Here is a 23901-nt window from a genome sequence, read left to right on the forward strand (position 1 = left end):
CTCACCCCTTGTTCCATAGCGACAGAGGGTTTCAGTATACCAACCGAACCTTCCACCACAAGCTTGTGCAGGCAGGAATGACACAAAGTATGTCCCGTGTGGCCCACTGCATTGACAATGGCCCCATGGAAGGGTTCTGGGGCATCTTAAAGCGGGAGCGTTACTACGGCAGACGATTTACCAGTAAGAAAGAACTTGTCCAGATGATTCAACACTATATCCACTACTACAACACCAGGAGAGTACAGCGCAACTTGGGCGTGCTGACGCCGATGGAGAAGCACGAGCTGTATCTCGCTGCATAAAAAGCGGCCAGCAGCACATAGGCTACTGGCCGGGAAAACTTTATATTTTTTCACTGTCCTCTTGACGGGGAGCAGTTCAATCCAACGTCCGGGCTTTTCCCCATCCAAAGGGGCTCCATTTCCAAAATGTGTGGGTTGACTTTTGCCGGACTGTATAGTAAATTAGCGTAGTTCAATTTCATAGCTGGCATACGACGTTTGTCATCGGATGAATGTCTGTTAGGTGCTTAAATGTATTCCGTAGATCTTAGAAGGAATGCATTTAAGCGCCTTTTCTTTTTGCCCAGATCGCATCGCACAAGGAGGTACCTATGGCAACCATCGAGAGAGATTTTTGGAAATATATCACCCTGAGTATTTTGGGCATGTTGGGTTCCTCGGGAACCATTCTGGCCGACACCTTTTTCATTTCCCATCATTTAGGGGCAGACGGGCTGGCCGCACTGAACATTTCCATTTCCGTGTTTGGCCTTATGAACGGTCTGGGCCTGCTTCTGGGCGTGGGCGGCGCCACACACTACGCCATTTTCCGCTCCCAGCAGCGGGAGAAGGAGGCCAACCGGGCCTTTACCGCCTCCCTGGTGGCTGCCCTGACCCTTGGGGTGTGCCTGTTCACGGTAGGCCAGCTCTTCCCAGGACCACTGGCCCAGGTTCTGGGTGCCAGTGGGGACATTCTCCCCATGTGCACCACCTATCTGCGCACCATTTTGAGTTTTGCCCCCTGTTTCCTGCTCAACCACCTGTTCATGTGCTTTCTGCGCAACGACGACAACCCCAGGCTGGCCATGGCGGTGATGGTGGTGGGCAGTCTTTCCAACATTGTTTTGGACTATCTCTTCATCTATCCTCTGGACATGGGGATGTTTGGGGCCGCTCTGGCCACAGGTCTGGCCCCTGCCATCGGGCTTGCCACCGCATCCATCCACTTTTTCACCCGGGCCCACACCTTCCACCCCGTCCCCATTTCCATCCGGCCCTCCCACCTGTCCAACCTGGCCGCACCCGGCCTGGCTTCCTTTGTCAACGAGCTCTCCTCCAGCGTGGTGCTGGTGGTCTTCAATCTGCTGCTGGTCCAAATGTCCGGAACCCTTGGGGTGGCCGCTTATGGAATTGTCGCCAATCTGGCCCTGATTGTACTGGCGGTCTTCACCGGCCTCTCCCAGGGCATCCAACCTCTGCTCAGCCGTGCCTATGGCACAGGACATGTGGACCAGGCCCTGCACCTGTACCGGAAGGGGCAGCGGCTGGCTCTGGCTGTGGGCCTGTCCATCGTCAGCATCGCCTACCTGGCCACCCCCGCCCTGGTGGCTTGCTTCAACGGGGACCAAGATCCCACCCTGCAGTACCTGGCCGAGACCGGGGTTCGCATCTACTTCATCGGCTTTCTCTTTGTAGGCCACAACTATCTCGCAGCCGCATTTTTCAGCACCACAGAGCAGGCCAGAGCCGCCTTTTCCCTGTCTTTTTTCCGTGGGTGCATGGGCATCCTCGGGGCCGCATGTCTGTTCTCCTCCCTGTGGGGCATGCCCGGCCTGTGGGCTGCATTCCCCGCCACCGAGCTGGCCACCGCAGGGTTGAGCCTTGTGGTGATGGCGTGGAAAAAGCGGGCGCTGTACCAGGCTGAGCCCTGTTGACCTCCCCCACTCTGGAGGCAATCCCCCCTTGACAACATTCCTCTACACTTGTAGAATATAAGTAGATACTACAAGTGTAGAGGAGGGATACCATGGCATATTCCATGCGTCGTCTGCCGGATGCCGAGCTGGAGGTGATGCAGGCCCTGTGGGCCTGTGACGGCCCCGCCACCCGGGCGCAGCTGGAGCAGCGGCTCCAGGCCACCCATCCCATGGCCACCACCACCCTGCTGACCCTGCTCACCCGGCTAAAAGACAAAAACTTCATCACCGTGGAGCCTGTGGGGCGCAGCCGGGTCTACGCCCCCAACGTCACCCAAGAGGACTATCTGGCCGCCCAGAGCAAGAGCTTTTTTCACAAGCTGTGCGGCGGCAACCTGTCCGTGTTTGCCTCTGCTTTGTGTGACAGTGGCTTGAGTAAGGAGGAACTGCAAGAGCTGCGCAAGCTTTTGGAAGAAGGTGAGTGAGTATGCTGCGAACCATCCTGTTCCTGGTTCTGTCTCTGGCCCTGGCCATCGGCATTTACTTTCGCTTTGACCGGGGAGAGGGCTATGATGGTATTCCCAGCCTGGGCAAGCGGCCCACCTATGCTCCCTATTATCCAGCCTGGATCTTACCCCTGTTTGTGGTAATCCTCCCGGTGATTCTCTCCCCGTTTTATGGATTTATCGGGGCAATGGAGACCACAGTGTCAACCTGTGCCGGGCTGTTTCTCCACATCAGCGTCTACTACCTGATGTTGCTGGCCCTACGCCCCCTGCTGCGGGGCCGCATCAGCGCCCGCACCTGTGCCATGTTGTGGATCATCCCCAATCTGCTCTACCTCACCGTTCAGGAAGTCTATCGGCTGCCCCATCCCCGTTGGGTGCTGGCCCTTCCTGTACGGTGGCCTCACCTACTCTTCGGGGTGTGGCTAGTGGGGTTCTTGGGGGTGTTGGGTTGGTACGTGGTTCAGCACCTGCGTTTTCGCCGCCGCATCCTCACCCCGGCCTACTCCGTCACCCACCCCCAGGCCCTAAAAATCTGGGAGGAGGCTCTGAAGGAAGCGGGGCTGCGCAACCCTAACTATCAGCTGGTAATCTCCCCGGCGGTGACCACCCCTCTGTCCGTGGGTCTGCTCCCCCGCTCCACCCGGGTGGTGCTGCCCCAACGCAGCTACACCCCGGAACAACTGCACTGGGTGCTGCACCACGAGGTGATCCACTTGGCCCGTCAGGACAGCGCCACCAAGTTTTTTCTTCTCTTTTGTACCGCCATCTGCTGGTTCAACCCCCTGATGTGGGTGGCCATGAAAGGCTGTGCCCAGGACCTGGAGCTCAGCTGTGACGAGACAGTGCTCCTCTTTGCCAAGCCGGAGCAGCGGAAGGAATACGCCGCCCTGCTGCTGGATACCGCCGGAGATGCCCGAGGTTTCACCACTTGTCTCTCCGCCTCCGCTTCCACCCTGCGCCACCGGCTCAAACAAGTGCTCTCCCCTGCTGTCCGCTCCAGTGGAGCCATCGTGGCAGGGCTGGCCTTCTTCCTGGTATCCATGACCTCCGGGTGGGTGGCTCTGGCCTGGGGTACCACTTCGGGGCAGTCCCTTTTTTACGACACCTACTCTGCGCAGGAGTACACGGTGGAGGTATTTCGCACCCATGACCGTCCCCTCTCCCCCAACCGTTCCCCGGTGGAGCAGGAGGCATTTCACCGCTACCTAGCCCAACTGACCCTGACCTCCATCCAGGGTAACTACACCTTCTCTGACCGGGACGACACCTTCAGCTTTCAGATGCAATCCCCCGGCTCGGACCATCTGGTCCATCTCTATCCCCACATGGTAGTGCTCACCACCGGCGGCAGCTCCTACTACTATTACGTGGCCCAAGGGGTGGATTTGGACTATCTGGCTCAGCTGGTCACGGGGGACGCCTCCCAATAACCGTCTCTATGTTCCTTATGCTCCCGTTCCCAATCTGGAACGGGAGCAGTTTTGTCCCCTCTTCTCCTTCCACGCAAAGGAGCAGCGGCCCAGATAGTGTTTTACTTCTTCCAAGGCCCGTGCTATCATACAACACGAAGGAGGGTGAGCGCATGAAAAAAACCGACGCAAAAACCTTCGCCCAGTTGTTTCTCTCTGTCTTCAAATTGAGCGCCTGCACCTTTGGCGGGGGCTTTGTCATTGTGCCGCTGATGCGCAAGCGATTTGTGGAGGAACTGAGGTGGATTGAGGAGCAGGAAATGCTGGACATGACCGCCATTGCCCAGTCCTCCCCCGGGGCCATTGCGGTCAACGCCGCCATTTTGCTGGGCTACCGGGTGGCGGGGATTCCCGGTGCGCTGTTGACGGTACTGGGTACCGTAACCCCGCCCCTGGTCATCATCTCCATCATCTCCCTGTTCTACCAGGCCTTCCGGGACAACGCCATCGTAAACCTGGTGATGGCAGGCATGCTGTGCGGCGTGGCCGCGGTGATTTTGGACGTGGTGGTGGACATGGTGGGCCTCATCTGGAAGCAGCACCGGATATTGCCGGTGTTGGTGCTGCTGGGGGCCTTTGTGGCGGTGCGTTTTTTTGCCGTCAACATCATCCTCATCATTCTCATCTGCGGCATCATCGGCGCGGTGGACACCTTATACCAGGACAAGCACCACCAGAAGGGGGAGCCGGCATGATCTTTTTACAGTTATTTTGGAGCTATTTTCAAATCGGCCTGTTCAGCATCGGCGGCGGGTACGCCGCTATGCCCTTGATTCAGCACCAGGTGGTAGAGGTACACCCCTGGCTGTCCATGACCCAATTTGCCGACATTGTCACCATTGCGGAAATGACCCCCGGCCCCATTGCCATCAATTCCGCCACCTTTGTGGGCACCCTGGTAGCGGGACTGCCCGGGGCCATCGTGGCCACCATCGGCTGTGTCTTTCCCTCCTGCATCATTGTGCTCACCCTGGCCTTTATCTACTACCGCTTCCGGGGCCTGAGTCTGGTGCAGGGCATTCTGGCGGGGCTGCGTCCGGCGGTGATTGCCATGATTGCCTCGGCGGGCATCAGCCTGTTTCTCACCGCCACCTGTGGCGCCTCCACCCTGCCCAGCGACCTCTCCCAGGTCAATGTGGTGGCGCTGCTTCTGTGCGCTGCCGCCTTTTTCGTGCTGCGCCGGTGGAAGGTCAACCCCATCCAGGTCATGGCCGGGTCGGGGCTGGCGGGTCTGATTCTCTTTTCTCTGTTCTGAGATAATTTGTAATATGTTCTTGCAATCCCCCGCTTTGAGGGGTATAATCACTTTTACAATCAAAACACAGGGGAGCTTGTGAGGCAAGCTGAGAGGAAGCCGTATCGCTTCGACCCTTGACCTGATGCGGATCATGCCGCCGTAGGGAGTCATATTGGATCGCATGTTGACCAGGAGGCATCCCCACGGGTGTCTCCTGGTTTTGTATACCTTGGAAAAGGAGGGAAATGGGCATCCACGGTAAGCCCGTGGCGGATTGAGGGGGAGCGCCCTGAATCTGAGTCAGACAGCGATGGGAAGCCGTGTTCCGGCGTGAGAGGAGACCAGCAAGTCTCGACCGACCATTCTACGTTCCAGAGGGGAGCGTCGCTGTCTCATGCCGTTTCTCCCGGAACCTTTACGAGGTGTACCTTTCATGAAAAACAACAAAGTACTCAAACTCACCCTGGCTGGTGTGCTGTGCGCCGTGGCCGTGGTGGGCAGCATCTTCTCCTTCCCCGTCTTTGGCAGCAAGTGCGCCCCGGTGCAGCACATGGTCAACATCCTCTGCGCGGTTTTGCTTGGCCCCTGGTACGGCCTGGGGGTGGCCTTTGCCGCCTCTCTGCTGCGCAACCTGCTGAGCCTGGGCACCCTTCTGGCCTTCCCGGGCAGCATGTGCGGGGCGCTGCTGTGCGGCGTGGTGTACTGGAAGACCCACCGTCTGCTGCCCACCCTGGTGGCTGAAGTGTTTGGCACCGCCGTGCTGGGCGGGCTGTGCGCCTATCCCATGGCCATTCTCTTTATGGGTGCCAATGCCGCCCAGGTGGCCTTTTACGCCTATATCATCCCCTTCCTGGTGTCCACCGCCGGTGGCGCCATTCTCTCTGGCATCATTCTCTTTGCCCTGGAGCGGGCCGGAGCAGTGAAGCAGATGCAGCAGAAACTTGATTGCTGAGATAACAGGAGGCTTTCCGTCTATGTTCTCCCCCTTCCTGGACCGGGTGCGCACCCGCGCCCCCCTGGTCCACGCCATCACCAACTACGTCACCGCCAACCCCTGCGCCAACCTTCTGTTGGCCTGTGGTGCCTCCCCCATCATGGCCGACGACCCCGGGGAGGCGGCGGATATCACGGCAGGCTGCGCCGGTCTGGTGCTCAACCTGGGCACCCTCCACCAGCACACCATCCCCGCCATGGTCTCCGCTGGGCAGATGTCCAACGCCCTGGGCCATCCGGTGGTGCTGGACCCAGTGGGGGTGGGGGCCTCCCCTCTGCGCACGAGTACCGCCCACATGCTGCTGGAGAAGGTGCGCTTCTCCGCCATTCGGGGCAACGTCTCAGAGATCAAGGCCCTGACCTTGGGCCACAGCCACGCCCACGGGGTGGATGCCAGCGGAACCGATGCCCAGGACCCCCTGGAGCAGACCCTGGCCCTGGCCCACACCTTGGCTCAGCAGCGGGAGACGGTGGTGGCCATCACCGGGGCCACCGACGTGGTGGCAGATGCCACCCGGGCCTTTGTGCTGCGCAACGGCCACGCCATGATGGGCCAGGTCACCGGCACCGGGTGTATGCTCTCCGCTCTCATTGGGGCCTATGTGTCCGCCAGCCCAGACCAGGCGCTGGAGGCCGCGGCGGCGGCGGTGTGCGCCATGGGGGTGTGTGGGGAGCTGGCCTACACCCGCATGGGGCCCCGGGATGGCAATGGCAGCTACCAAACCTACTTGCTGGACGCTTTGTGCACCCTCACCGGGGAAGAACTGGAGGAGAAAGCCAACTATGAAGTGCGATAAAAACACCATGCGGCTGTATGCCGTTACCGACCGGGCCTGGGTGGGCCGTCTGTCCCTGTATGAGCAGGTGGAGGCCGCCCTGCAGCACGGGGTGACCTGCGTGCAGCTGCGGGAGAAGGATTTGGACCCGGACACCTGTTTTCAGGAAGCGGTGGCCCTGCGGGAGCTGTGCCACCGGTATTCAGTGCCTTTCCTCATCAATGACAACGTGGACCTGGCCCTGCGCTGCGGGGCGGACGGAGTCCATGTGGGCCAAGATGATATGGACCCCCGTCAGGCCCGGGCCCTGCTGGGGCCTGACAAAATCGTGGGGGTCACCGCCCACAACCTCCCCGAGGCCCTGGCCGCGGTGGAGGCGGGGGCAGACTACCTGGGGTTGGGGTGCGTGTTCACCACCTCCACCAAGCAAAATGTGGTGCACCTGCCCTATGACACCTTGCGGGACATCTGCCACACGGTGCCCATCCCCACCGTGGCCATCGGCGGGGTGAGCCGGGATAATTTGATGCAGCTTGCAGGCAGCGGCGTGGACGGGGTAGCGGTGGTATCCGCCATCTTCGCCCAGGAAGACCCAGGTCAAGCCGCCGAAGAACTGTCCGGCTTGGTACAACAGATGTTGGGAGGAGTGCAGAAATGAAAACAGCCTTATCCATTGCCGGCAGCGATTGCAGCGGCGGGGCCGGCATCCAGGCGGATTTGAAAGCCATGACCCTGTGCGGGGTGTATGCCATGTCCGCCATCACCGCCCTCACCGCCCAGAACACCCTGGGGGTGACGGGGATTTTGGACGTACCCCCGGAGTTTCTGGCCCAGCAGCTGGACGCCGTGTTCCAGGACATCCCGCCCCAAGCGGTGAAAATCGGTATGATCTCCTCCCCCGCTCTGGTGGAGGTCATCGTGGACCGGCTCACCCATTACCATGCCCAAAATATTGTGGTGGACCCGGTGATGGTGGCCACCAGCGGCGCGGCCCTGTCCAAAGACTCCGCCATTGGGGTGATGAAGGAAAAGCTCTTCCCCCTGGCCACCGTCATCACTCCCAACATTCCCGAGGCCCAGCAGCTTCTGGGCCGCTCCATCACTACCCCCCGGGAGATGGAGCAGGCCGCTCAGGCCCTGGGAGAGGCCTACGGCTGCGGGGTGCTGTGCAAGGGTGGCCACAGTGTGGAGGATGCCAACGACCTACTCTATGCAAAGGGCACCCTCACCTGGTTTCACGGTCAGCGCATTGACAATCCCAACACCCACGGCACCGGCTGCACCCTGTCCAGCGCCATGGCCGCTTACCTGGCCCAGGGCTATCCCCTGGAGGAGGCCATCCGCCGGGCCAAGGCGTACCTGTCGGGGGCCTTGGCGGACATGCTGGATCTGGGCCACGGATCCGGTCCTCTGAACCACGCTTACGCATTAAAAAAACAGGACTTATTCTGAGGAATAAGTCCTGTTTTGTTTTTATATATACAAATGAAAGAATATTTTCACGGATTTTCATGGTGAAAAAATAACCGACACTTTACCTTCCTCTGCTATTGTTCTTTACAAAGGGGGACTACAATACGGGTTGTATGCAAGAGCATCCAAAACCAAATCCGAGAGGAAGGATTTTCATGAACAACATGCAAACACAATCCGCCAATCAGTCCCAAAAACTGATGGTATTCGTACTCACCATGGCCCTGTACGGCCTGGCCACCCTGTTTACCGAGCTCATCCCCAGCTTCCAGGTGGGACTTGTGGAGTTCTCCGTGGAGTACTTCCTGTTCATCCCCCTGACCCTGGGTATGCTCTTTGACCCCATGTCTGCCGCCCTGGGCGCTGCCACCGGCGAGCTGGTATTCAGCGAGATCATGCTGGGTCAGTTCGGCGGCCTGGGTGAGCTGGAGAAGTTCATCACCGTCACCATCGGTGTGTACATCGCCGGCCGTCTGGTCCGTGACCCCCGCAACGTGAAGATGGTGGGCATTGCTGCCTTCTCCGGTGTGGTCATCCAGCAGCTGCTGGGCACCATTGTGGACATTTTGAAGGTGCAGTTTGCCGTGTCCGACTTCGAGGCTGTGGAAGGCCTGCCCGAGAGCGTGTTCTTTACCGAAGGCTTTGCCTGCCTCAACGACGTGCTCTTCTCCGGCATCCTGTTCTGCCTGCTGCCCACCCTGTTCCTGGTACCTAAGCTGTACGGCAAAATTGAGCCCCTGCTGGGCATGCAGCCCCGCACCGACAAGACTTGGCTGGGCAACATCGGCTGGAATGTGATTCTGGGCTCTGTGGTGGCCTACGCCGCGGCCATTGGCGCAGAGATGCTGGCCGAGAGCGGTATGTCTCTGGTGGATTGGGAAGCCGACTGGGCCGGAAGCTCCAGCGCCCTGGCTGTGGGCATGGTAGTGGCCGCTGTGGTGGCCGTGGTGGTGGTGCTGGTCATGCGCACCCGCTCCCACAAGGACGCCGCTGTCCAGGGAGTGTAATCCATGGCCAACGTCATTGAGCTGAGCAACCTGACCTATTCCTACCCCGGGGCACAGGCCCCCACCCTGAAAAACATCTCCGTGGATATTGAGCAAGGGGACTTTCTCGCAATCGTTGGCAACAACGGTTGCGGGAAGTCCACCTTTTGTAAGACCCTCAACGGCCTCATCCCCCAATTCATCAGCGGAGAGTTTTCCGGCACCGTAAACGCCTGCGGGCTCAACACCCTGGAATCGGACATCGGGGTGCTGGCCCAAAAGGTGGGATACGTATATCAGGACTTTGAAAACCAGATCGTCCGCCCCACCGTGCTGGACGACGCCTCTTACGCCTGCTTAAACTACGCCATGCCCGACTACCTGGACCGGGGCCGCAGGGCCCTGGAGCGGTGCGGCCTCACCGGTAAAGAGCAGGACTTCATCTGGCAGCTCTCCGGCGGCCAGACCCACCTGCTGGCCCTGGCCGGGGCGGTGTCTTTGAAGCCAGAGGTGCTGATTTTGGACGAACCCATCGCCCAGCTGGACCCCATGCACGCCGACCGCATCTATGGGGTACTGCGCCAGCTCAACCAGCAGTACGGCAAGACCATCATCGTCATTGAGCACCACACCGAGTACATCGCCGACTACTGCAAGCACGTCATGCTCATGAAGGACGGCCAGGTGCAGTGGACCCTGCCCACCCGGGAGGCTCTGTGCCGGGTGGAGGAGCTGCAAGACTGCAACATCTTCCCGCCCCAGGTGACCATCGCCGCCCACCGCATGCAGCAGCAAGGGGCGCTCTCCCCCGCCGTCCACCTGCCCACCACCGTAGACGAGGGCCGGGACGTGTTCACCCCCAAAGCCCAGCCCACCTGGCTTTCCTTTGTGCCCACCCCTGTGATGGGGGAGCCGGTGGTGGAGTTTGACCACGTGGGGGTGTCCTACCGCACCGTGAAGGGGGACCCTCACCAGGTGTACCGGGATTTGAACCTCACCATCCGCCGAGGGGAGAAAATCGCCCTCATCGGCTCCAACGGCGCGGGAAAATCCACCTTGATGAAGCTGATGGTGGGGCTTTTGAAGCCCTCCTCGGGAGATGTGCGCCTCAACGGCAGCTCCATCCGCTCAGTGAAGGCGGAGGCCCTGTCCCGGCAGGTGTCCATGGTGTACCAAAACCCCGAGGATATGTTCATCAAAGACTCCATCGGCAAGGACATTGCCTATGCCATGGAGGTGCGGGGCTACCCCGACACCCAGGCCCGCACCCAACAGCTGCTCCAGCGGTTCCGCCTGGAGGCACTGCAAGACCGGGACGGGCGGCTGCTGTCCGGCGGGCAAATGCGCCGGGCCAGCCTGGCCATCGGCATTGCCCTCAACCCGGGCATCCTGCTGCTGGATGAGCCCACCGCCAACCTGGACATTGCCACCCGCAAGGAGATCATGCGCACCCTGAGCGACGTGAAGGCCACCACCGAGACGGTGGTCATCGCCACCCACGACATGCAGCTGGTGTGCGAGTGGGCCGACCGCATCATCGTGCTGTGCCAGGGCCAGGTGGTGGCCGACGGCAACCGGGACCAGGTGTTCGGCAACCGGGACGTGGTGGCCCAGGTGGGCATCCGTCCCCCGGAGATCTTCTCCATGGGCCAGGCCCTGTGTCCCCAATCCCTGTGCTATACCATCGACGAATTTCTCAACTGTTTTACCGGAAGGAGTGGGGCATATGCGTGTGGCTGAAAAACTGTCGGAAAACATTTTAGACAAGTTTTCCATGGACTTTCTCCGCAATCAGGTGTTGAAAAACGCCTACGGCAACAATGATACGGTAATTGCCGCCATGGACCCCCGGCTGCTGCTGGTGTGGTACCTGTTTTTCGGACTGGTGCCCTGGTTTGTCAATGATGTGCCCTTTTTGCTGGGCTGCTTTGTGCTGGTGGCAGTGACCACCAAGCTGGCCCGGGTGGCGGGATTGGTGCTCTTTCTCTTCGTGCTGGGGGTGTTCTCCCAGACCGGCTATCTGCTGCTGGTGACCCTGCTCTTCGGCGGGGACGCCTCTGCCATCCAGCCCCTACTGGTACTGACCTTGAAGGTGGCCACCGTGTCCCTGGCCTCGGTGACCATTTTCTCCGGCCTGGATCCGGACCGGCTGGCCAACGGCCTGATGTGGTACGGCTGCCCCGAGCGGCTGTCCTTCTCCATCTCCTACGCCTACCGGATGCTGCCCCTGCTCATGGAGGAGTTCCAAAACGTGCTCCTGTCCTACCGCCTGCGGGGCAATCCCCCTGCCCACGACACCCTGGTGGGCAAGGTGCGCTACCTGGTCTATCAAATCAAAATCATCATCCACGCCTTCTATCCCCTGATGCTCAACACCGCCAAACGCTCCCGCACCACCGTGGAGGTGTTGGAAATCAAGGGCTACCGTTACGCCGCCGTGAACAAGGACGTGAAGAAGATCAAGCTCTCCTGCCTGAAGGTGGGCAACGACGACCTGCTCTTTCTCTCCCTCTCCTTCCTCTGGGTGGCCATCACCGTACTGGTATCCACACTGCTTTGACCATCGGGAGGAATCAACATGTATCTGGACTTTCACACCCACGGGAAGCTGGCCAAGTATCTGCCCTTCTCCATCCCCTATACCAACTGGCTGCTCACCCAGGCCCACCAATCCGGCCTGGACGCCATCTGTCTCACCGAGCACTTCAACACCCAGCAGTTTGACCTTCTCTACCGCTACATCGCCACCCACGGCACCCCCCAGGGGGACGCCTTTGTCTTTGACGGTCTGAAGGTGTTCCCCGGCATGGAGACCGACATTGCCGAGGGGGGCCACATTCTGTCCATCGGCCCCATGGAGGCCATTTTGGAGCTCAACCAGCGGCTGGAGCCCTACAAAGCCAAGGGCCACTTTCTCCCCTTTGAGAAGCTTTTGGACCTGTTTGACCAGTACCCGGTGCTGGTAGGCGGCGGACACCCCTTCCGGGAAGGGGGCCACATCCCCCAGCTGCCCGCCCAGCAGCTTGCTCGCCTGGACTTCCTGGACCTCAACGGCAAGGACGTGGCCCAGGACCGGGCCCGAACCGAGTCTCTCACCTACACCCTGGGCCAGCAGCTCCAACGCCCGGTGGTGGCGGGCAGCGACACCCACCAGGCGGTGCAGTACGGCTGCATCCGCACCAACTTCCAGGCGGATTTTGACACCTTCGCCCAGTTAAAGGAGGAAATGGACCAGGGCCGCTACTCCATCTGTGTCCACGACGAGGCCGCCTTCAAGGTCTCCACCGCCACCCTGCTCAAGCGGTCCCTGAAGGAGATTCACGCCCTGGGCGGCGACTATGTGTCCATCCTGCTCCAGACCGGAGACCAGGAGTCCCCCGCCGTTCTGGCTGCCAAGGGCGCCTAACCCCATACCAAAGGAGCTTTCCCCATGTGTCTGACTTTCCCCACCACCCCGGACAAACTCACCGGCCACGAACAGGCCATTGTGGACTACATCTCCAAGCACCGGGAGCGTTTTTTGTGTATGTCCATCGGGGAGCTGTCCCAACAACTGCACATCTCCGATGCCACCGTCTCCCGGTTTGCCCGCCATGTGGGGTGCACCGACTTCAAGCACCTGAAACGGGTGGTGATGGCCCAGGGCGGCCAGACCGGCCCCGCCCGCAAGCTGGCCAACACCCTGGAAACCGGCAGCGAGAACCTGCTGCAATACTGGATGGAACAGCAGCACTACCACCTACAAAAGACTCTGGATGTGCTGGACCGGGAGGAGTTTGACCGGGGCGTGGAGCTGCTCCAGGGGGCAAAGCGGGTGTTTCTCTTTGCCAAAAACGCCTCCCGCTCCCCCGCCCAGCTGCTGGAGTTCCGGCTGCGCCGTCTGGGGTTGGACGTGCACCGCATCGCCCACGGGGGCAGTGAGCTGCTGGAGGACGTGGCGGGTCTGGGCCCGGGGGACGTGGTGGTGCTCTTCCATTTCTCCAAAATCTCCCCAGAAGGGCACATTCTCCTAGCTCAACAGAAATCGGCGGGGTATACCACCCTGCTGTTCACCGGCAAAACCTACTACCATCTGCCCCATCCCCCCACGGCCCAACTACTGGTGTACCGGGGGGAGGACCACGAGTACCACGCCATGTCCGCCCCAGTGGCGGTGGTGGACGCCCTGGTGCTGGCGGTATCCCGCCGCATGGGGGCGGCCGCCGTGGCCCATCTGGAGCGGATTCGAGAACTGAAAGACCAATATGGCAGATAAATTCCCCACCCCTCTGGGTACGCCCAGAGGGGTGGGGTGTTTTTGTGGGAAGTTTTTTGCTACAATGACACAGAGCATCGGCCTGCGTGCGATGGATAGGAGGTTTTCTATTTTGCATTTAAGAATCCAGCTCGCACCCACAATACGGGCAATTTGTCATTCCCAGCATGCCATGAAAGGGCAAATGTTTGTGGCAACGTGGGCAACGCCAGCAAATCATGAAATACAAAAAGCCTACACAAGCTACGATCACTCCTGTAATTGACAGAACAGGAGTCTCACCAGGGAAAAAAAACCCAACTGTCAGTAATATCAGCCCTACGATCAGCAAAACATTGCCCGTTATTTTCACTCTTTTCATGTATCTATCCCATGCTCCCATGCCTTTTAGTAAACCTGACTAGGAAATTGTGGACAAGCTGGCGAAATCGTAGAAATAGACTTGCTTTCCAATCCAGTAATCTTTATTCTTCCAACAAATGCTCTAGTCGGCGCATAAGGGTCAAGATAAGCTTTTACCGCATTAGCATTGCTATTATATCCAGTTGGAATAGAATTAATTGTACGTTGACCTTGAATAATATTAGGCTGTACTGAACCGCCAGAATATCTAAAAGTAGGATACTGATAGCCAACAGCGGTTGTTCCCATTGTTGAGATATAAGTTAAGCTTTGATAGTCATCCGATTGTCCTTTCACCTTCACATATTTAAAAGAGGCAGTTGTTGTATGAGCATATGAATATACAATTTCGGCAGAAGAAATTTCAGTAGTTTTAGATATGCCACTTACAAAACCACTTACTGTTTCAAATACTGTTAAATAAAGAGAAGCTCCTGGAATTTCCCCTACAAGAGCTGAACCCACAACAGAAAGTGCATTCATCGCTCCAGCTTTCCATTTATAACTAGATGCAATTGCACGGCTTCCACTAGTTTTTAACTGTGAGTTATTCTGATTTGGCTGGGCAGTTAATGTTTGAACTTCATATATAACCCCGCCATAAGTATAATCCCTTCGACTTGAGAACCATGTAACGTTACTAGAAACAGGTGTTGATACATACGGGGTAACACTGACAAAGTGTTCTTCGACTTCTTGAGCAGTAAGTTTTTCAACGCCTAATTGCTCTAGTTGTTGGTCAATAGAAGCTACGTTATCCCATTGTTCCAAGCAAATAAATTCCGCTCTTTTTTCTAACAGTTCATCAACTTTTAAATTATTATCAACTGATGATTGAGCAAATGCATTTGCTGTGAAGGATAATGAGAATAATAAAGTTGCCATTAAAACGCTTATCACTTTTTTCATTTACTTGTTACCTCCTATTACAATAAATTTGGACAGGAAAGCCGGGCAGCCAGTCCGGCTTTCTTTCCATCTCGTGCCTAAGCTACAATAAGAGGAGCAACTGGCTGACCCTTGCCTCCTTGGGCTTTTATGTCCGTTGGAAAGACTGTTAGCCATCCTCTTGTTGCAGCGTTCGATTTGAGCAGGTTGAGCCACCGGATACCGGAGAGTTCGTGTCACCCAATAGATTGAATCGGCAGCGAGAAAAGATGGATTTCCGGTTGCAGATTCTTTGTGTTGGAGGAATGTGAATGAACTGCGTTGGCATCGATGTTTCCAAAGGTAAGAGCATGATTGCAGTCATGCGGCCCTTCGGAGAAGTAGTGGTTTCACCCTTTGAAGTGCGCCACACCGCCAGCGAACTGAGTGAGCTGGCAAGGCTGCTCAAAAACCTGGACGGTGAGACCCGTGTGGTGATGGAATCCACGGGCAATTACCATGCGCCGGTGGCCTGGCTACTCCACGGCGCGGGGTTTTATGTCTCCGTAGTCAATGCAATGCTGGTGCACGACTACGGGAACAACAGTTTAAGACGGGGCAAGACCGACAAGAAGGATGCCGTGAAGCTGGCCAACTACGGCCTTGACCACTGGCTCACACTTCCGAGATATGTTCCGGAAGAGGACACCCGGCTCATGCTGAAGACCTGCTACCGGCAGTACCAGCAGTATTCCAAAGTACAGACCATGCTGAAAAACAACCTGATCTCCCTGCTGGACACCGCTTTCCCAGACGCAAACCGCCTGTTTACCAGTCCGCCCCGCGCCGATGGCAGTGAGAAGTGGGTGGACTTTGTCGCCACTTTTTGGCATTGCGAGTGTGTCTGTGGTCTGTCTAAGAAAGCCTTTACCGCCAAGTACCAGAAGTGGTGCAGAAAGCACGGCTACAATTTCAGCCAAGATAAGGCGTTGGATATTTATGCCTCTGCCTGTGGACGCTTCGGTGTCATGCCGAAAACAAATACGGCAAAACTTTTGGTAGAACAGGCCATTTCCCAACTCCAGACAACTTCCGCCGCATTAGCTGCTCTCAAGCAGGAGATGCAGTCTCTGGCAGCTTCTCTGCCGGAGTATCCTGTAGTGATGGAAATGTTTGGTGTTGGCCCTACACTCGGCCCCCAACTCATAGCTGAAATTGGCGATGTGCGCCGTTTTCATTCCAAGAAAGCGCTGGTGGCCTTTGCAGGCATTGACGCCCCGCCCTACCAATCTGGCCAAATAGATGTCCGCAGCCGCAGCATTTCCAAGAGGGGATCTGCCTCACTGCGCAGGACACTTTTCCTGGTGATGGGCGTCCTCCTGCAATGTGCCCCAATGGATGAGCCGGTCTACCAGTTCATGAACAAGAAACGCTCTGAGGGCAAGCCATACCGTGTCTACATGATGGCATCCGCCAACAAGTTCTTGCGTATCTACTACGCTTCTGTGAAAGCCTATTTGGATTCCCCGGAACACGACTGATTTCCCTGCGCTATACCATCTGGCTGGCCGCCGTTTCGATTTTGAGTTGCTCAGCGGCTTGATTTTGTGTTGCCTTTTTCGCTGCTCCCAAAACCTGAAATTTCTACTTGACTTTTGTTAGCAGGTCTTTACAGTATCAGAAAACCTCCCAACCACAATCTATGTGCAAATCATACTACACGCCCTTATTTTTGTAAATTATTTTTGTCAATATTTTTCTTCCATAGCTATGCGTTCTTATTTGGAATATGGTTAATGTAAGAACTTTTATATTTTATTGTAAATGATGTGCAGTTTCACCGGAATATATAGCTAGCTGTCTACCAAATTCATGTGCGGTATTTTACCGCGCATGAGCAGTTGCCGCCCTCTCAGTCTGGTTGAGTCCAAATCTTTCTATCACAATGACACAGAGAATACACATACGCCCCGTATGATACGGGTAAAAGGAGGTGGGGACATGGAGACCCGCATATTGATTGCCGAAGATGAGCCCCGGCTGCGGGAGGTGATTTGCGATTACTTCGCTAGCAAGGGGGTGTGCCCTGTGGAGGCCCAACACGGGGCCGAAGCCCTGGAATTGGCCCAGCAGCAGCGGTTTGACGCCATTTTGCTGGACATTATGATGCCCGAGCTGGACGGGCGCAGCGTGTGCCGCGCTCTGCGCCGCACCCAGGACGTGCCCATCGTCTTTCTCACCGCCCTGTCCGACGAGGAGGACACCCTTCTGGGCTATGAGGTGGGGGCGGACGACTACGTCACCAAGCCCTTTACCCTGTCGGTGCTGTACGCCAAGACCATGGCCCTCATTCGCCGCAGCCGGGGCAGTGTGCGCCACGGGGACTGTCTGGAACTGGACGGCCTGGCCCTGTCCCTGTCCGCCCAGAAGGTGCATCTGGAGGGGGAGGAAATCCCCCTCACCCCCAAGGAGTACGCCCTGCTGCTGTGTCTGATGCAACACCGGGGCCAGGTTTTGAGCCGGGAACAGCTGCTGTATCACGGCTGGGGCTACGACTACCAGGGGGATGACCGGGCGGTGGACACCCACATCCGCCGCCTGCGGGAGAAATTAGGCCCCTGGGCCAGCCATATCCGCACCGTCATCAAGGCGGGCTACCGATTGGAGGGGTGACCATGAGGGACACAAAACGCCGTCCCCGGGCATTCCCCGCCCTCACCGTGCTGCTGGGCCTGGTGGTGCTGGTGCCCTGGCTCATCTGCATGGGACTGCTCACCGCCGTGTTTGCCCACCGGCAGGCAGAGACCACACTGACCTGGATGGGGTCCCGGGCCTATGAAGCCCAGACCCAGACCGACCTACCCTGGGAGGACGTGAGCGGCTGGCGCACCCCGGGTTTACAGGTGACCTCCGCCCTCTTTGACACCCAGGGTAACTGCCTGGGGGGCAGCTGGGAGACTTTTGTCTCCTTGGAGTACCTCACCCAGGAAGAATATGAGGCGGGGGTGGAGAGTACGGGCCGCTATACCCGGGCGGTGTTGAACCCGGACTTTCTCACCGACGGAGCAAAGTTCTCCATGGAGCAAAATCTTCTGGAAGAAAATTCTCAGCCTTTGCGTCTGGAGGGGATCTTGGTGGATACCATCTTCACCCCTCGCACCATTTCGGTCTGGTCCACAGGGGCACAGACCCCCACTTGGGTTTCTCTGTACGACAATCCCACAGCGATCCATGAGGATGCCCAGACCGTTACCCTCTACGCCACACGGTTTCACACCTGCTTTGCCCCCAAAAACTCCCCCCTCACCTACCGGAGCACCCAGTATGAGAGTTTGGCCCAGCTGGTACAGACCCTAAGCCCGGACTACAGGGAAACGTGGGGGTCTTACCCCCTGTGGTCAGGTCCCAACCTGCTGATGTTGAGCGTGGCCCCCACCCAACAGGGCTTTCTGGTGTACGGGGCGTGGAGCTGCCCCTGGCTGCAAGCGGCCCAGCAGCTGTGGTGGGTGTATCTGCTCACCCTGGGGCTGGGAGTGTTGGTCCTGGTGGGAGTGCGGCGGGTACTCTGCCACGAGCTGCTCTCTCCCATTCAGCAGTTGTCCCAGGCCCTGGCCACCCGGCAGCAGTGGCTGTTGCTGCGCCCCAGCCAGGTGTGCCGCTGGGAAGAGGGCCACCGCCTCCAGGAGCAGTTCCAGGCCCACGGGGCCCAGTGGCGGGAACAAAAGGACGAGATTCAGCGGCTCAACCAGGCCCTCACCTATGCCAAAACCGCCGAGGAGCACCGCCGCACTTTCACCAGCCACATGGCCCACGAGCTGAAAACCCCCTTGGCGGTGGTGAGCAGTTACGCCCAGGGACTGCAAGAGCACATCGCCGAGGACAAACGGGAGAAGTATTTGGCCACCATTTGCAGCGAGGCGGAGCGGATGAACGGCATGGTGCTGGAACTGCTGGATCTGTCCCGGCTGGAGGCAGGGCGGGTGAAGCTGCGCCGGGAGAGCTTCTCCCTGTCTCAGCTCACCCGCTCCACCCTGGACAAACTCTCCCCCGCCCTGGAGGCCAAGGGGTTGCGCCTGTCCACCTGCCTGGAATCCCCCGCCCCCGTCCTGGCCGACCGGGGCCGCATGGCCCAGGTGGTGGAAAACCTGCTCACCAACGCCATCAAATACACCCCCGCCGGGGGTGAGATTGGAGTGGAAGTGTCCGCCCCCCACGGTCACACCACCCTGGTCATCTCCAACGACTGTCCACCCATTCCGCCGGGAGAGCTGGAGCAGCTGTTTGAGCCCTTCTACCGTCGTCCCGACGCCGCCCCGGGGGAGGGTACCGGGCTGGGTCTGGCCATCGTCCGGCACATTGTGCAGCTCCACGGAGGCAGCTGCACCGCCCAAACCACCCCCAGCGGGGTACAATTTACGGTAACACTGTAAAAGAGGAGGACTCCGGCTTTCGCCGGAGTCCTCCTCTTTTACAGCTGAATCTTCACCTGTTCGCCCTCGTGGCCCACCACTTCCACCAGGGTCCACTTGGGGTGGCGGCGGCGAAACCGGTGCAGCTCGTGGACAAACACCATCAACTGCTTCCGGGTCACCGAGATGCCCTGTTTCTCCAGTACCCGGCACAGCACCCCCGCTGTCAGGCCGTTGACCACCAGCCGAGTGGGAATGGGGAGGTTGATATGAGAGTCCTTGTCTTTGACTACGATCCGCATGGGCTTACTCCACGAAAATGCGCACGATATCCCCTTCGGCGGACTCCACTTCCACCAGGTTGCCCACCGAGCCGCAGCGTACCAAATCCAAAATCTTGCCCAGGTCGATGCCCTTCAGAGCGTCGTTTCCGGTAACCTGGGTCATATCCACGCCCATGTCCATGGCCGCCTCCACCAGAGCCAAGGGCAGATTCACCCGCACCTTGTCCCCCTCGGCGGAGTCCACCACAATGCGCAGCACCATATCCTTCAAGTCCTTGCGCTGCTCCACCGGCAGCACCTTCACCGGCGGCTCTTCCTCCTGGGACTTTCCCGAGAGCAGCTCATCCACGCTCACCCCCAAAATCTGGGCCAGCTTTGGCAGCAGTGTGATGTCGGGACAGGTCTGGTCGTTTTCCCACTTGCTCACCGCCTGGGGGGTGACCCCCAACTGCTGGGCCAGCTCATCCTGTTTCAGCCCCTTGTCCCGGCGCAGGGCGGCAATTCTCTTCCCCAATGTGTGTTCCATATCCATCGCTCCTTTTCGTTGGTACCCTTAGCTTACCCGCGGCTGTCACAAAACGGAAGGGAACATCCGTTGATTTCCCTCAAATTCACGCAACCAACCGGGGATTTCCCCCTCAACCACCGGTTGATTGAGCCAAAATTCCCCGATTCTCCGGAAAAAATGGGCTGCGGCAGAGCCACAGCCCGTGGATTATCGCATTTTCTTCAAGGTGGACAGCACCCGCTTCTGACAGGGCATCCGCTCAGAGCGAGGGTACGCCTTTTCATACCACCACTGCAAATCCCTGGCCTGCTGGGAGGTCAGGCCTTTGAGATAGGGCAGGGTGGCCCCGTGCACCGCCATGAACATCCAGTACACCAGGGGGTCCCCCTTGTGATCCAGAGCCTGCTGGAAAATATACTCAATGGCCTGGAGCCGCTGCTCCTCCGGCACCCGAGCCATCGCCTGCTCCACGTCCTTGGCAAACTGCTGGTGACAGGGGTGGGCTGCCGGTCCGCCACCCAGGCCAAAGGCCCCTTCAAAGGGCTTTCGGTCCCGCTGCAGCTGGGCCACCAGGTCCAAATAGTCCTCATACAGTCGTTGTAATTCTTCCATGGTATGGTCCCACCTAACTCCATGTAATGGGTGTATTTTCTCTATTTTAGCCACTCTCCGCCCTGGTGTCAATTCTCTTTGACGTAAACAAATTGTAACCATTCTTAACCGTACTGTTGTTGTACCACGGACAGCCCACCGATATAATACAGGTACAAAAACGTGTAAAGGAGGTGTTTCCATGCGCCGAGCTCCCCTGTGTGTGATGGCTCTTCTGGCCTGCGGCCTGTTGTCCGCCTGCACCGCAACCACCACCCCCTCCCCCGCTCCCTCTGAGGCCTCCAGCTCCTCCAGCCAGTCCCTGGTGGAGACCTACACGGCCTCCCCCGATGCCCAGGCTTCTGACGAAGCCCGGGATGTCCCCGCCTACCAGCCCGACGTGGAAACCCCTCTGTCCTATGAGCTGGATGGCAGTTCTCATACTCTGTCCGGCCTGCGCCACTACAGCGTGCAGGGTTATTCCCTGGTCTACGACCCCGCCACCTTCACCCGCCAAGGCTGGGAAAACGGGGACGCCTACATGATCAGCACCGGCAACTACCTGTCGGTGAGCCGCATCAACGGCATGGATGCTGCCACGGTGCGCCAGGGCCTCATCCTTCAGGAAAAGATTCCCGACTTGGGCCAACAGGTCACCGTGGGCAGCCAGAACTATACCGCCCATACCCTGGTGGTCAGCCCCCAGGATGGGGTGTTCCGCCAGTTCTGGATTTTGGAGCTGTCCCAGCACAGCACCTTGCTGGTGGAACAGTCCTACGTCATGGACGGGGAAAACGCTGCCCAGTATCAGGCCCTTCAGAAGGCCATGCTGGCCACCCTCACCATCGAATAACGTGGCTTAATTCGTCCCCTGGCGGCTGTAACCTGAGGTTACAGCCGCCGGATTTTTTTGCAAAGAGATTTGCAATCCGGACATGATATGGTATACTCATTGAGCTGAATGGACCCAGGAAGGAGAGATGGGAATGAACTACGAATTGCTGGTGGAGAGCTGGTGTGAGCTGGGGCTGGGACTGCTCCACTCCGGCGCCGAAATCTACCGGGTGGAGGACACCCTGCACCGGTTGGCCCGGGCCTATCACTTGCAATGCGAGGTGTTTGCCATTCCCAACTGCCTCATCGTCTCTGTCACCGATCCGGAGGGCCGGGTGCACACCCGTATGCGTCAGGCCACTGTGTCCGGCACCGACATCGAAGGTATTGAGCGCTTCAACGCCCTGTCCCGCAAGCTGTGCGCCGACCCGCCCCAGGACCCCCAACAGGTGTTATGGGAGGTGCGGGAGACGGCGGCCAACATCCGCCGCTACCCCGCCCGGTACCAGCTGGTGGGCTACTTTGTGGGTTCCGTGTTTTTCTCCCTGTTTTTCTCCGGCGGCTGGATGGAGGCCCTGGTGGCCGGCGTGTCCGGTCTGCTGTGCGGCCTTTGCATGCTACTACTCAGCCGTACCCGCTCCAACTTTTTCATCAACACCATGGTCAGCGGCTTTGTCCTGGCCCTGGTGGTCTATCTGGCCTTAGGGCTGGGCCTTCCCATCAACCCCGGAACCGCTGTGGTAGGCTCCATCATGGTGCTGGTCCCCGGTCTGGTGTTCACCAACTTCATGAGCAACCTGCTCACCGGGGACATCGTCTCCGGTCTGTCCACCTTCACCCGGGCCGTGCTCACCGCCGGGGCCATCGCTTTGGGTACCGGCGCGGCCATCTCCCTGTGTCATCAGTTGTTCCCCTCCGCCGTGGGGCTGACCACCATCCCGGTCTACTCCCCCCCGGAGTACTGTTTTTACGCTTTTATGGGGTGTTTGGGCTTTTGTCTGTTGTATAATGTCCGGGGCACAGGCTCCTTTTTGTGCTGCCTGGGCGGCGCACTGGGTTGGGCGGTGTACCTGCCGGTGATGTGGTGGACGGGCAACGTGTTTCTCTCCAACCTGGCGGCCTCAGTGGGGGTGGCCATCTACGCGGAAATCATGGCCCGACTGCGCAAATGCCCCTCCATCTCCTACCTGGTGGTGTCCTACTTCCCCCTGGTCCCCGGCTTTACCGTGTATCAGGCGGTGGATTACGCCATCCGGGGGGAGTCCCAGCTGTTTTTGGAAACCCTGATCCGTACCTTTGGCATCTCCGGCTGCATTGCCCTGGGCACCCTGCTGGTGTCCACCGCCGTGCGCATGTACTGTTCCCGAAAGGAGGTTCTTCGCCCATGAGCCGCTATCAAACCGTCCTGCTGGACGCCGATATGACCCTTCTGGACTTTGAACGCTCGGAGCGAGAGGCCCTGCGGGAGGTTTTTACCCGCCGGGGCTATGACTTCGGCCCCGAGGAGGAGGCCCTGTACCAAAAAATCAACAACGCCCTTTGGGACGCCTTTGCCCGGGGCGAGATCGACCAGGACTTTCTGGGGGTGGAGCGCTTTGCCGCCTTCATGCGGGTGCGGGGCGGCCACCACGACCCCCGGGCCTGGAACTGGGAGTTTGTCAACACCGTGGGCAAGGGAGCTTACCTGCTCCCTGGGGCCTGGGAGTTCTGCGAGAAGCTCAAAGACATGGGCCTGACCCTGGCCATTGCCACCAACGGCATGCCGGCCGCCCAGCGGGGCCGCTACGAGGGCACCCACCTCAACACCCTCATTCCCCATCTGTTCATCTCCATGGAGCTGGGGGTGCAAAAGCCCATGCCCCAGTTCTTCGACAAGGTGTGTGACGCCCTGTCCATCACCGACCGCTCCACCGTGGTCATGGTGGGAGACGGCCTGGGCAGCGACATTTTAGGGGGCAATCGGGCAGGCATCGACACCATCTGGTATAACCCTCACGGCCAGAGTCTCACCGGCCCGACTCACCCCACCTACACCGCCCGTTCTTACGACGAAATCATCCACATTTTGGAATGAGCAATCCTGCCATCTTTGACATATTTTCGCCAAAATTAAGACTCTCCTAATACATTGTTACCGGTTTGTAGTTGACCCCCCCGTACCCCCGTGATATCATGAGTTGAAGTTAGCGGAATACAAGGAGATCTTCAACCATGAGCAAGAAAACTCGCGTATTTTCATATATATTGGCGGCAGCCTGTCTGGCGACTTTGCTGGCCGGATGCAAGCCCTCTGCCCAGTCCCCGTCCGACGACCCCGCAGCCAGCGTCCAGCCAACTCAGCGGCCTGCGGCCGTCACAGCTGCTCCCACCCCGGACGCTACCCCCAC

General features: G+C 58.6%; 25 protein-coding genes and 1 riboswitch. Of the genes, 21 read left to right on the top strand and 4 right to left on the bottom strand.

The genetic code is table 11. The features are described 5' to 3' along the window. From B5G37_RS12445 to B5G37_RS12515, 15 genes are all read left to right on the top strand, one after another. The coding region (locus B5G37_RS12445; protein ID WP_143482949.1) for an IS3 family transposase at positions 1–305 on the top strand (305 nt) is incomplete at its 5' end. A gap of 311 nt (positions 306–616) precedes the next feature. Beyond that, positions 617–1939 carry an MATE family efflux transporter gene (locus tag B5G37_RS12450; RefSeq protein WP_087258136.1) on the top strand — a complete coding sequence of 441 codons (1323 nt, stop codon included), beginning with the start codon at positions 617–619 and terminating at the stop codon, positions 1937–1939. A gap of 92 nt (positions 1940–2031) precedes the next feature. Continuing rightward, complete coding sequence (locus B5G37_RS12455) at positions 2032–2406, top strand: BlaI/MecI/CopY family transcriptional regulator (protein ID WP_087258138.1); 375 nt, start codon at positions 2032–2034, stop codon at positions 2404–2406. A 2-nt stretch (positions 2407–2408) separates the two neighbouring features. Beyond that, on the top strand, positions 2409–3860 hold the full coding sequence (locus tag B5G37_RS12460) for a M56 family metallopeptidase (protein ID WP_087258141.1): 1452 nt from the start codon (positions 2409–2411) through the stop codon (positions 3858–3860). A 152-nt stretch (positions 3861–4012) separates the two neighbouring features. Beyond that, complete coding sequence (locus B5G37_RS12465) at positions 4013–4594, top strand: chromate transporter (protein ID WP_087258144.1); 582 nt, start codon at positions 4013–4015, stop codon at positions 4592–4594. Next, the gene (locus tag B5G37_RS12470) at positions 4591–5154 is read left to right on the top strand and encodes a chromate transporter (protein ID WP_087258147.1); all 564 of its coding nucleotides are present in this window, start codon (positions 4591–4593) and stop codon (positions 5152–5154) included. Before B5G37_RS12465 ends, B5G37_RS12470 begins: the two co-directional genes overlap by 4 nt. 58 nt (positions 5155–5212) lie before the next feature. Continuing rightward, positions 5213–5319: riboswitch (TPP riboswitch) on the top strand. Positions 5320–5569: 250 nt separating this feature from the next. Continuing rightward, complete coding sequence (thiW, locus tag B5G37_RS12475) at positions 5570–6088, top strand: energy coupling factor transporter S component ThiW (protein ID WP_087258151.1); 519 nt, start codon at positions 5570–5572, stop codon at positions 6086–6088. Between the two features lie 22 nt (positions 6089–6110). After that, a complete protein-coding gene (gene thiM, locus B5G37_RS12480; RefSeq protein ID WP_087258154.1) occupies positions 6111–6926 on the top strand; it encodes a hydroxyethylthiazole kinase in 816 nt (271 codons plus the stop codon). Further along, positions 6913–7563: a thiamine phosphate synthase gene (thiE, locus tag B5G37_RS12485; protein ID WP_087258157.1), complete on the top strand. Its 651-nt coding sequence runs from the start codon at positions 6913–6915 to the stop codon at positions 7561–7563. The genes thiM and thiE overlap by 14 nt, the downstream gene beginning before the upstream one ends. Then, positions 7560–8357 (top strand): bifunctional hydroxymethylpyrimidine kinase/phosphomethylpyrimidine kinase, encoded by a 798-nt coding sequence (gene thiD, locus B5G37_RS12490; RefSeq protein WP_087258160.1) that lies wholly within the window; start codon positions 7560–7562, stop codon positions 8355–8357. Before thiE ends, thiD begins: the two co-directional genes overlap by 4 nt. Positions 8358–8533: 176 nt before the next feature. Beyond that, a complete protein-coding gene (locus B5G37_RS12495) occupies positions 8534–9385 on the top strand; it encodes a cell division protein FtsQ (RefSeq protein ID WP_087258163.1) in 852 nt (283 codons plus the stop codon). A 3-nt stretch (positions 9386–9388) separates the two neighbouring features. After that, a complete protein-coding gene (locus B5G37_RS12500) occupies positions 9389–11104 on the top strand; it encodes an energy-coupling factor transporter ATPase (RefSeq protein ID WP_087258166.1) in 1716 nt (571 codons plus the stop codon). Further along, positions 11091–11924, top strand: coding sequence for an energy-coupling factor transporter transmembrane component T (locus B5G37_RS12505; RefSeq protein ID WP_087258169.1), 834 nt, complete (start codon positions 11091–11093; stop codon positions 11922–11924). The genes B5G37_RS12500 and B5G37_RS12505 overlap by 14 nt, the downstream gene beginning before the upstream one ends. A gap of 18 nt (positions 11925–11942) precedes the next feature. Beyond that, positions 11943–12770: a PHP-associated domain-containing protein gene (locus tag B5G37_RS12510; RefSeq protein ID WP_087258172.1), complete on the top strand. Its 828-nt coding sequence runs from the start codon at positions 11943–11945 to the stop codon at positions 12768–12770. 24 nt (positions 12771–12794) lie between these two features. Further along, complete coding sequence (locus B5G37_RS12515) at positions 12795–13619, top strand: MurR/RpiR family transcriptional regulator (RefSeq protein ID WP_087258175.1); 825 nt, start codon at positions 12795–12797, stop codon at positions 13617–13619. A gap of 387 nt (positions 13620–14006) precedes the next feature. Here the strand turns inward: B5G37_RS12515 and B5G37_RS15045 are convergent, their stop codons facing one another. Further along, positions 14007–14930, bottom strand: a complete 924-nt coding sequence (locus B5G37_RS15045) for a hypothetical protein (protein WP_143482950.1) — start codon at positions 14928–14930, stop codon at positions 14007–14009. Positions 14931–15220: 290 nt separating this feature from the next. Here B5G37_RS15045 and B5G37_RS12520 point away from each other — a divergent pair, with 290 nt between their 5' ends. The 3 genes from B5G37_RS12520 to B5G37_RS12530 all read left to right on the top strand — a co-directional run bounded on the left by B5G37_RS12520 (position 15221) and on the right by B5G37_RS12530 (position 19318). Then, positions 15221–16429 carry an IS110 family transposase gene (locus tag B5G37_RS12520; RefSeq protein WP_087258178.1) on the top strand — a complete coding sequence of 403 codons (1209 nt, stop codon included), beginning with the start codon at positions 15221–15223 and terminating at the stop codon, positions 16427–16429. A gap of 460 nt (positions 16430–16889) precedes the next feature. Next, positions 16890–17561, top strand: coding sequence for a response regulator transcription factor (locus B5G37_RS12525; RefSeq protein WP_087258181.1), 672 nt, complete (start codon positions 16890–16892; stop codon positions 17559–17561). Between the two features lie 2 nt (positions 17562–17563). Beyond that, positions 17564–19318, top strand: coding sequence for a HAMP domain-containing sensor histidine kinase (locus B5G37_RS12530; RefSeq protein WP_087258186.1), 1755 nt, complete (start codon positions 17564–17566; stop codon positions 19316–19318). A gap of 38 nt (positions 19319–19356) precedes the next feature. On the opposite strand, the gene B5G37_RS12535 is transcribed toward B5G37_RS12530, so the two are convergent. The 3 genes from B5G37_RS12535 to B5G37_RS12545 form a co-directional block, all read right to left on the bottom strand. After that, complete coding sequence (locus tag B5G37_RS12535; protein ID WP_087258189.1) at positions 19357–19599, bottom strand: hypothetical protein; 243 nt, start codon at positions 19597–19599, stop codon at positions 19357–19359. Between the two features lie 4 nt (positions 19600–19603). Next, entirely contained in the window at positions 19604–20107 is a 504-nt protein-coding gene (locus B5G37_RS12540; protein ID WP_087258191.1) for a helix-turn-helix transcriptional regulator, read from the bottom strand. Between the two features lie 189 nt (positions 20108–20296). After that, the gene (locus tag B5G37_RS12545; RefSeq protein ID WP_087258194.1) at positions 20297–20701 is read right to left on the bottom strand and encodes a hypothetical protein; all 405 of its coding nucleotides are present in this window, start codon (positions 20699–20701) and stop codon (positions 20297–20299) included. A gap of 181 nt (positions 20702–20882) precedes the next feature. Between B5G37_RS12545 and B5G37_RS12550 the strand changes: the two genes are divergently transcribed. The 3 genes from B5G37_RS12550 to B5G37_RS12560 all read left to right on the top strand — a co-directional run bounded on the left by B5G37_RS12550 (position 20883) and on the right by B5G37_RS12560 (position 23588). After that, entirely contained in the window at positions 20883–21533 is a 651-nt protein-coding gene (locus tag B5G37_RS12550) for a hypothetical protein (RefSeq protein ID WP_087258198.1), read from the top strand. 133 nt (positions 21534–21666) lie between these two features. Beyond that, positions 21667–22902, top strand: coding sequence for a threonine/serine exporter family protein (locus tag B5G37_RS12555; protein ID WP_158099421.1), 1236 nt, complete (start codon positions 21667–21669; stop codon positions 22900–22902). Continuing rightward, positions 22899–23588, top strand: a complete 690-nt coding sequence (locus tag B5G37_RS12560) for a YjjG family noncanonical pyrimidine nucleotidase (RefSeq protein WP_087258204.1) — start codon at positions 22899–22901, stop codon at positions 23586–23588. Before B5G37_RS12555 ends, B5G37_RS12560 begins: the two co-directional genes overlap by 4 nt. The last annotated feature ends 313 nt before the right edge of the window (positions 23589–23901 follow it).

It is taken from the genome of Pseudoflavonifractor sp. An85, from assembly GCF_002161235.1.
In the GTDB taxonomy this organism is placed as follows: Bacteria; Bacillota; Clostridia; order Oscillospirales; family Oscillospiraceae; genus Enterenecus.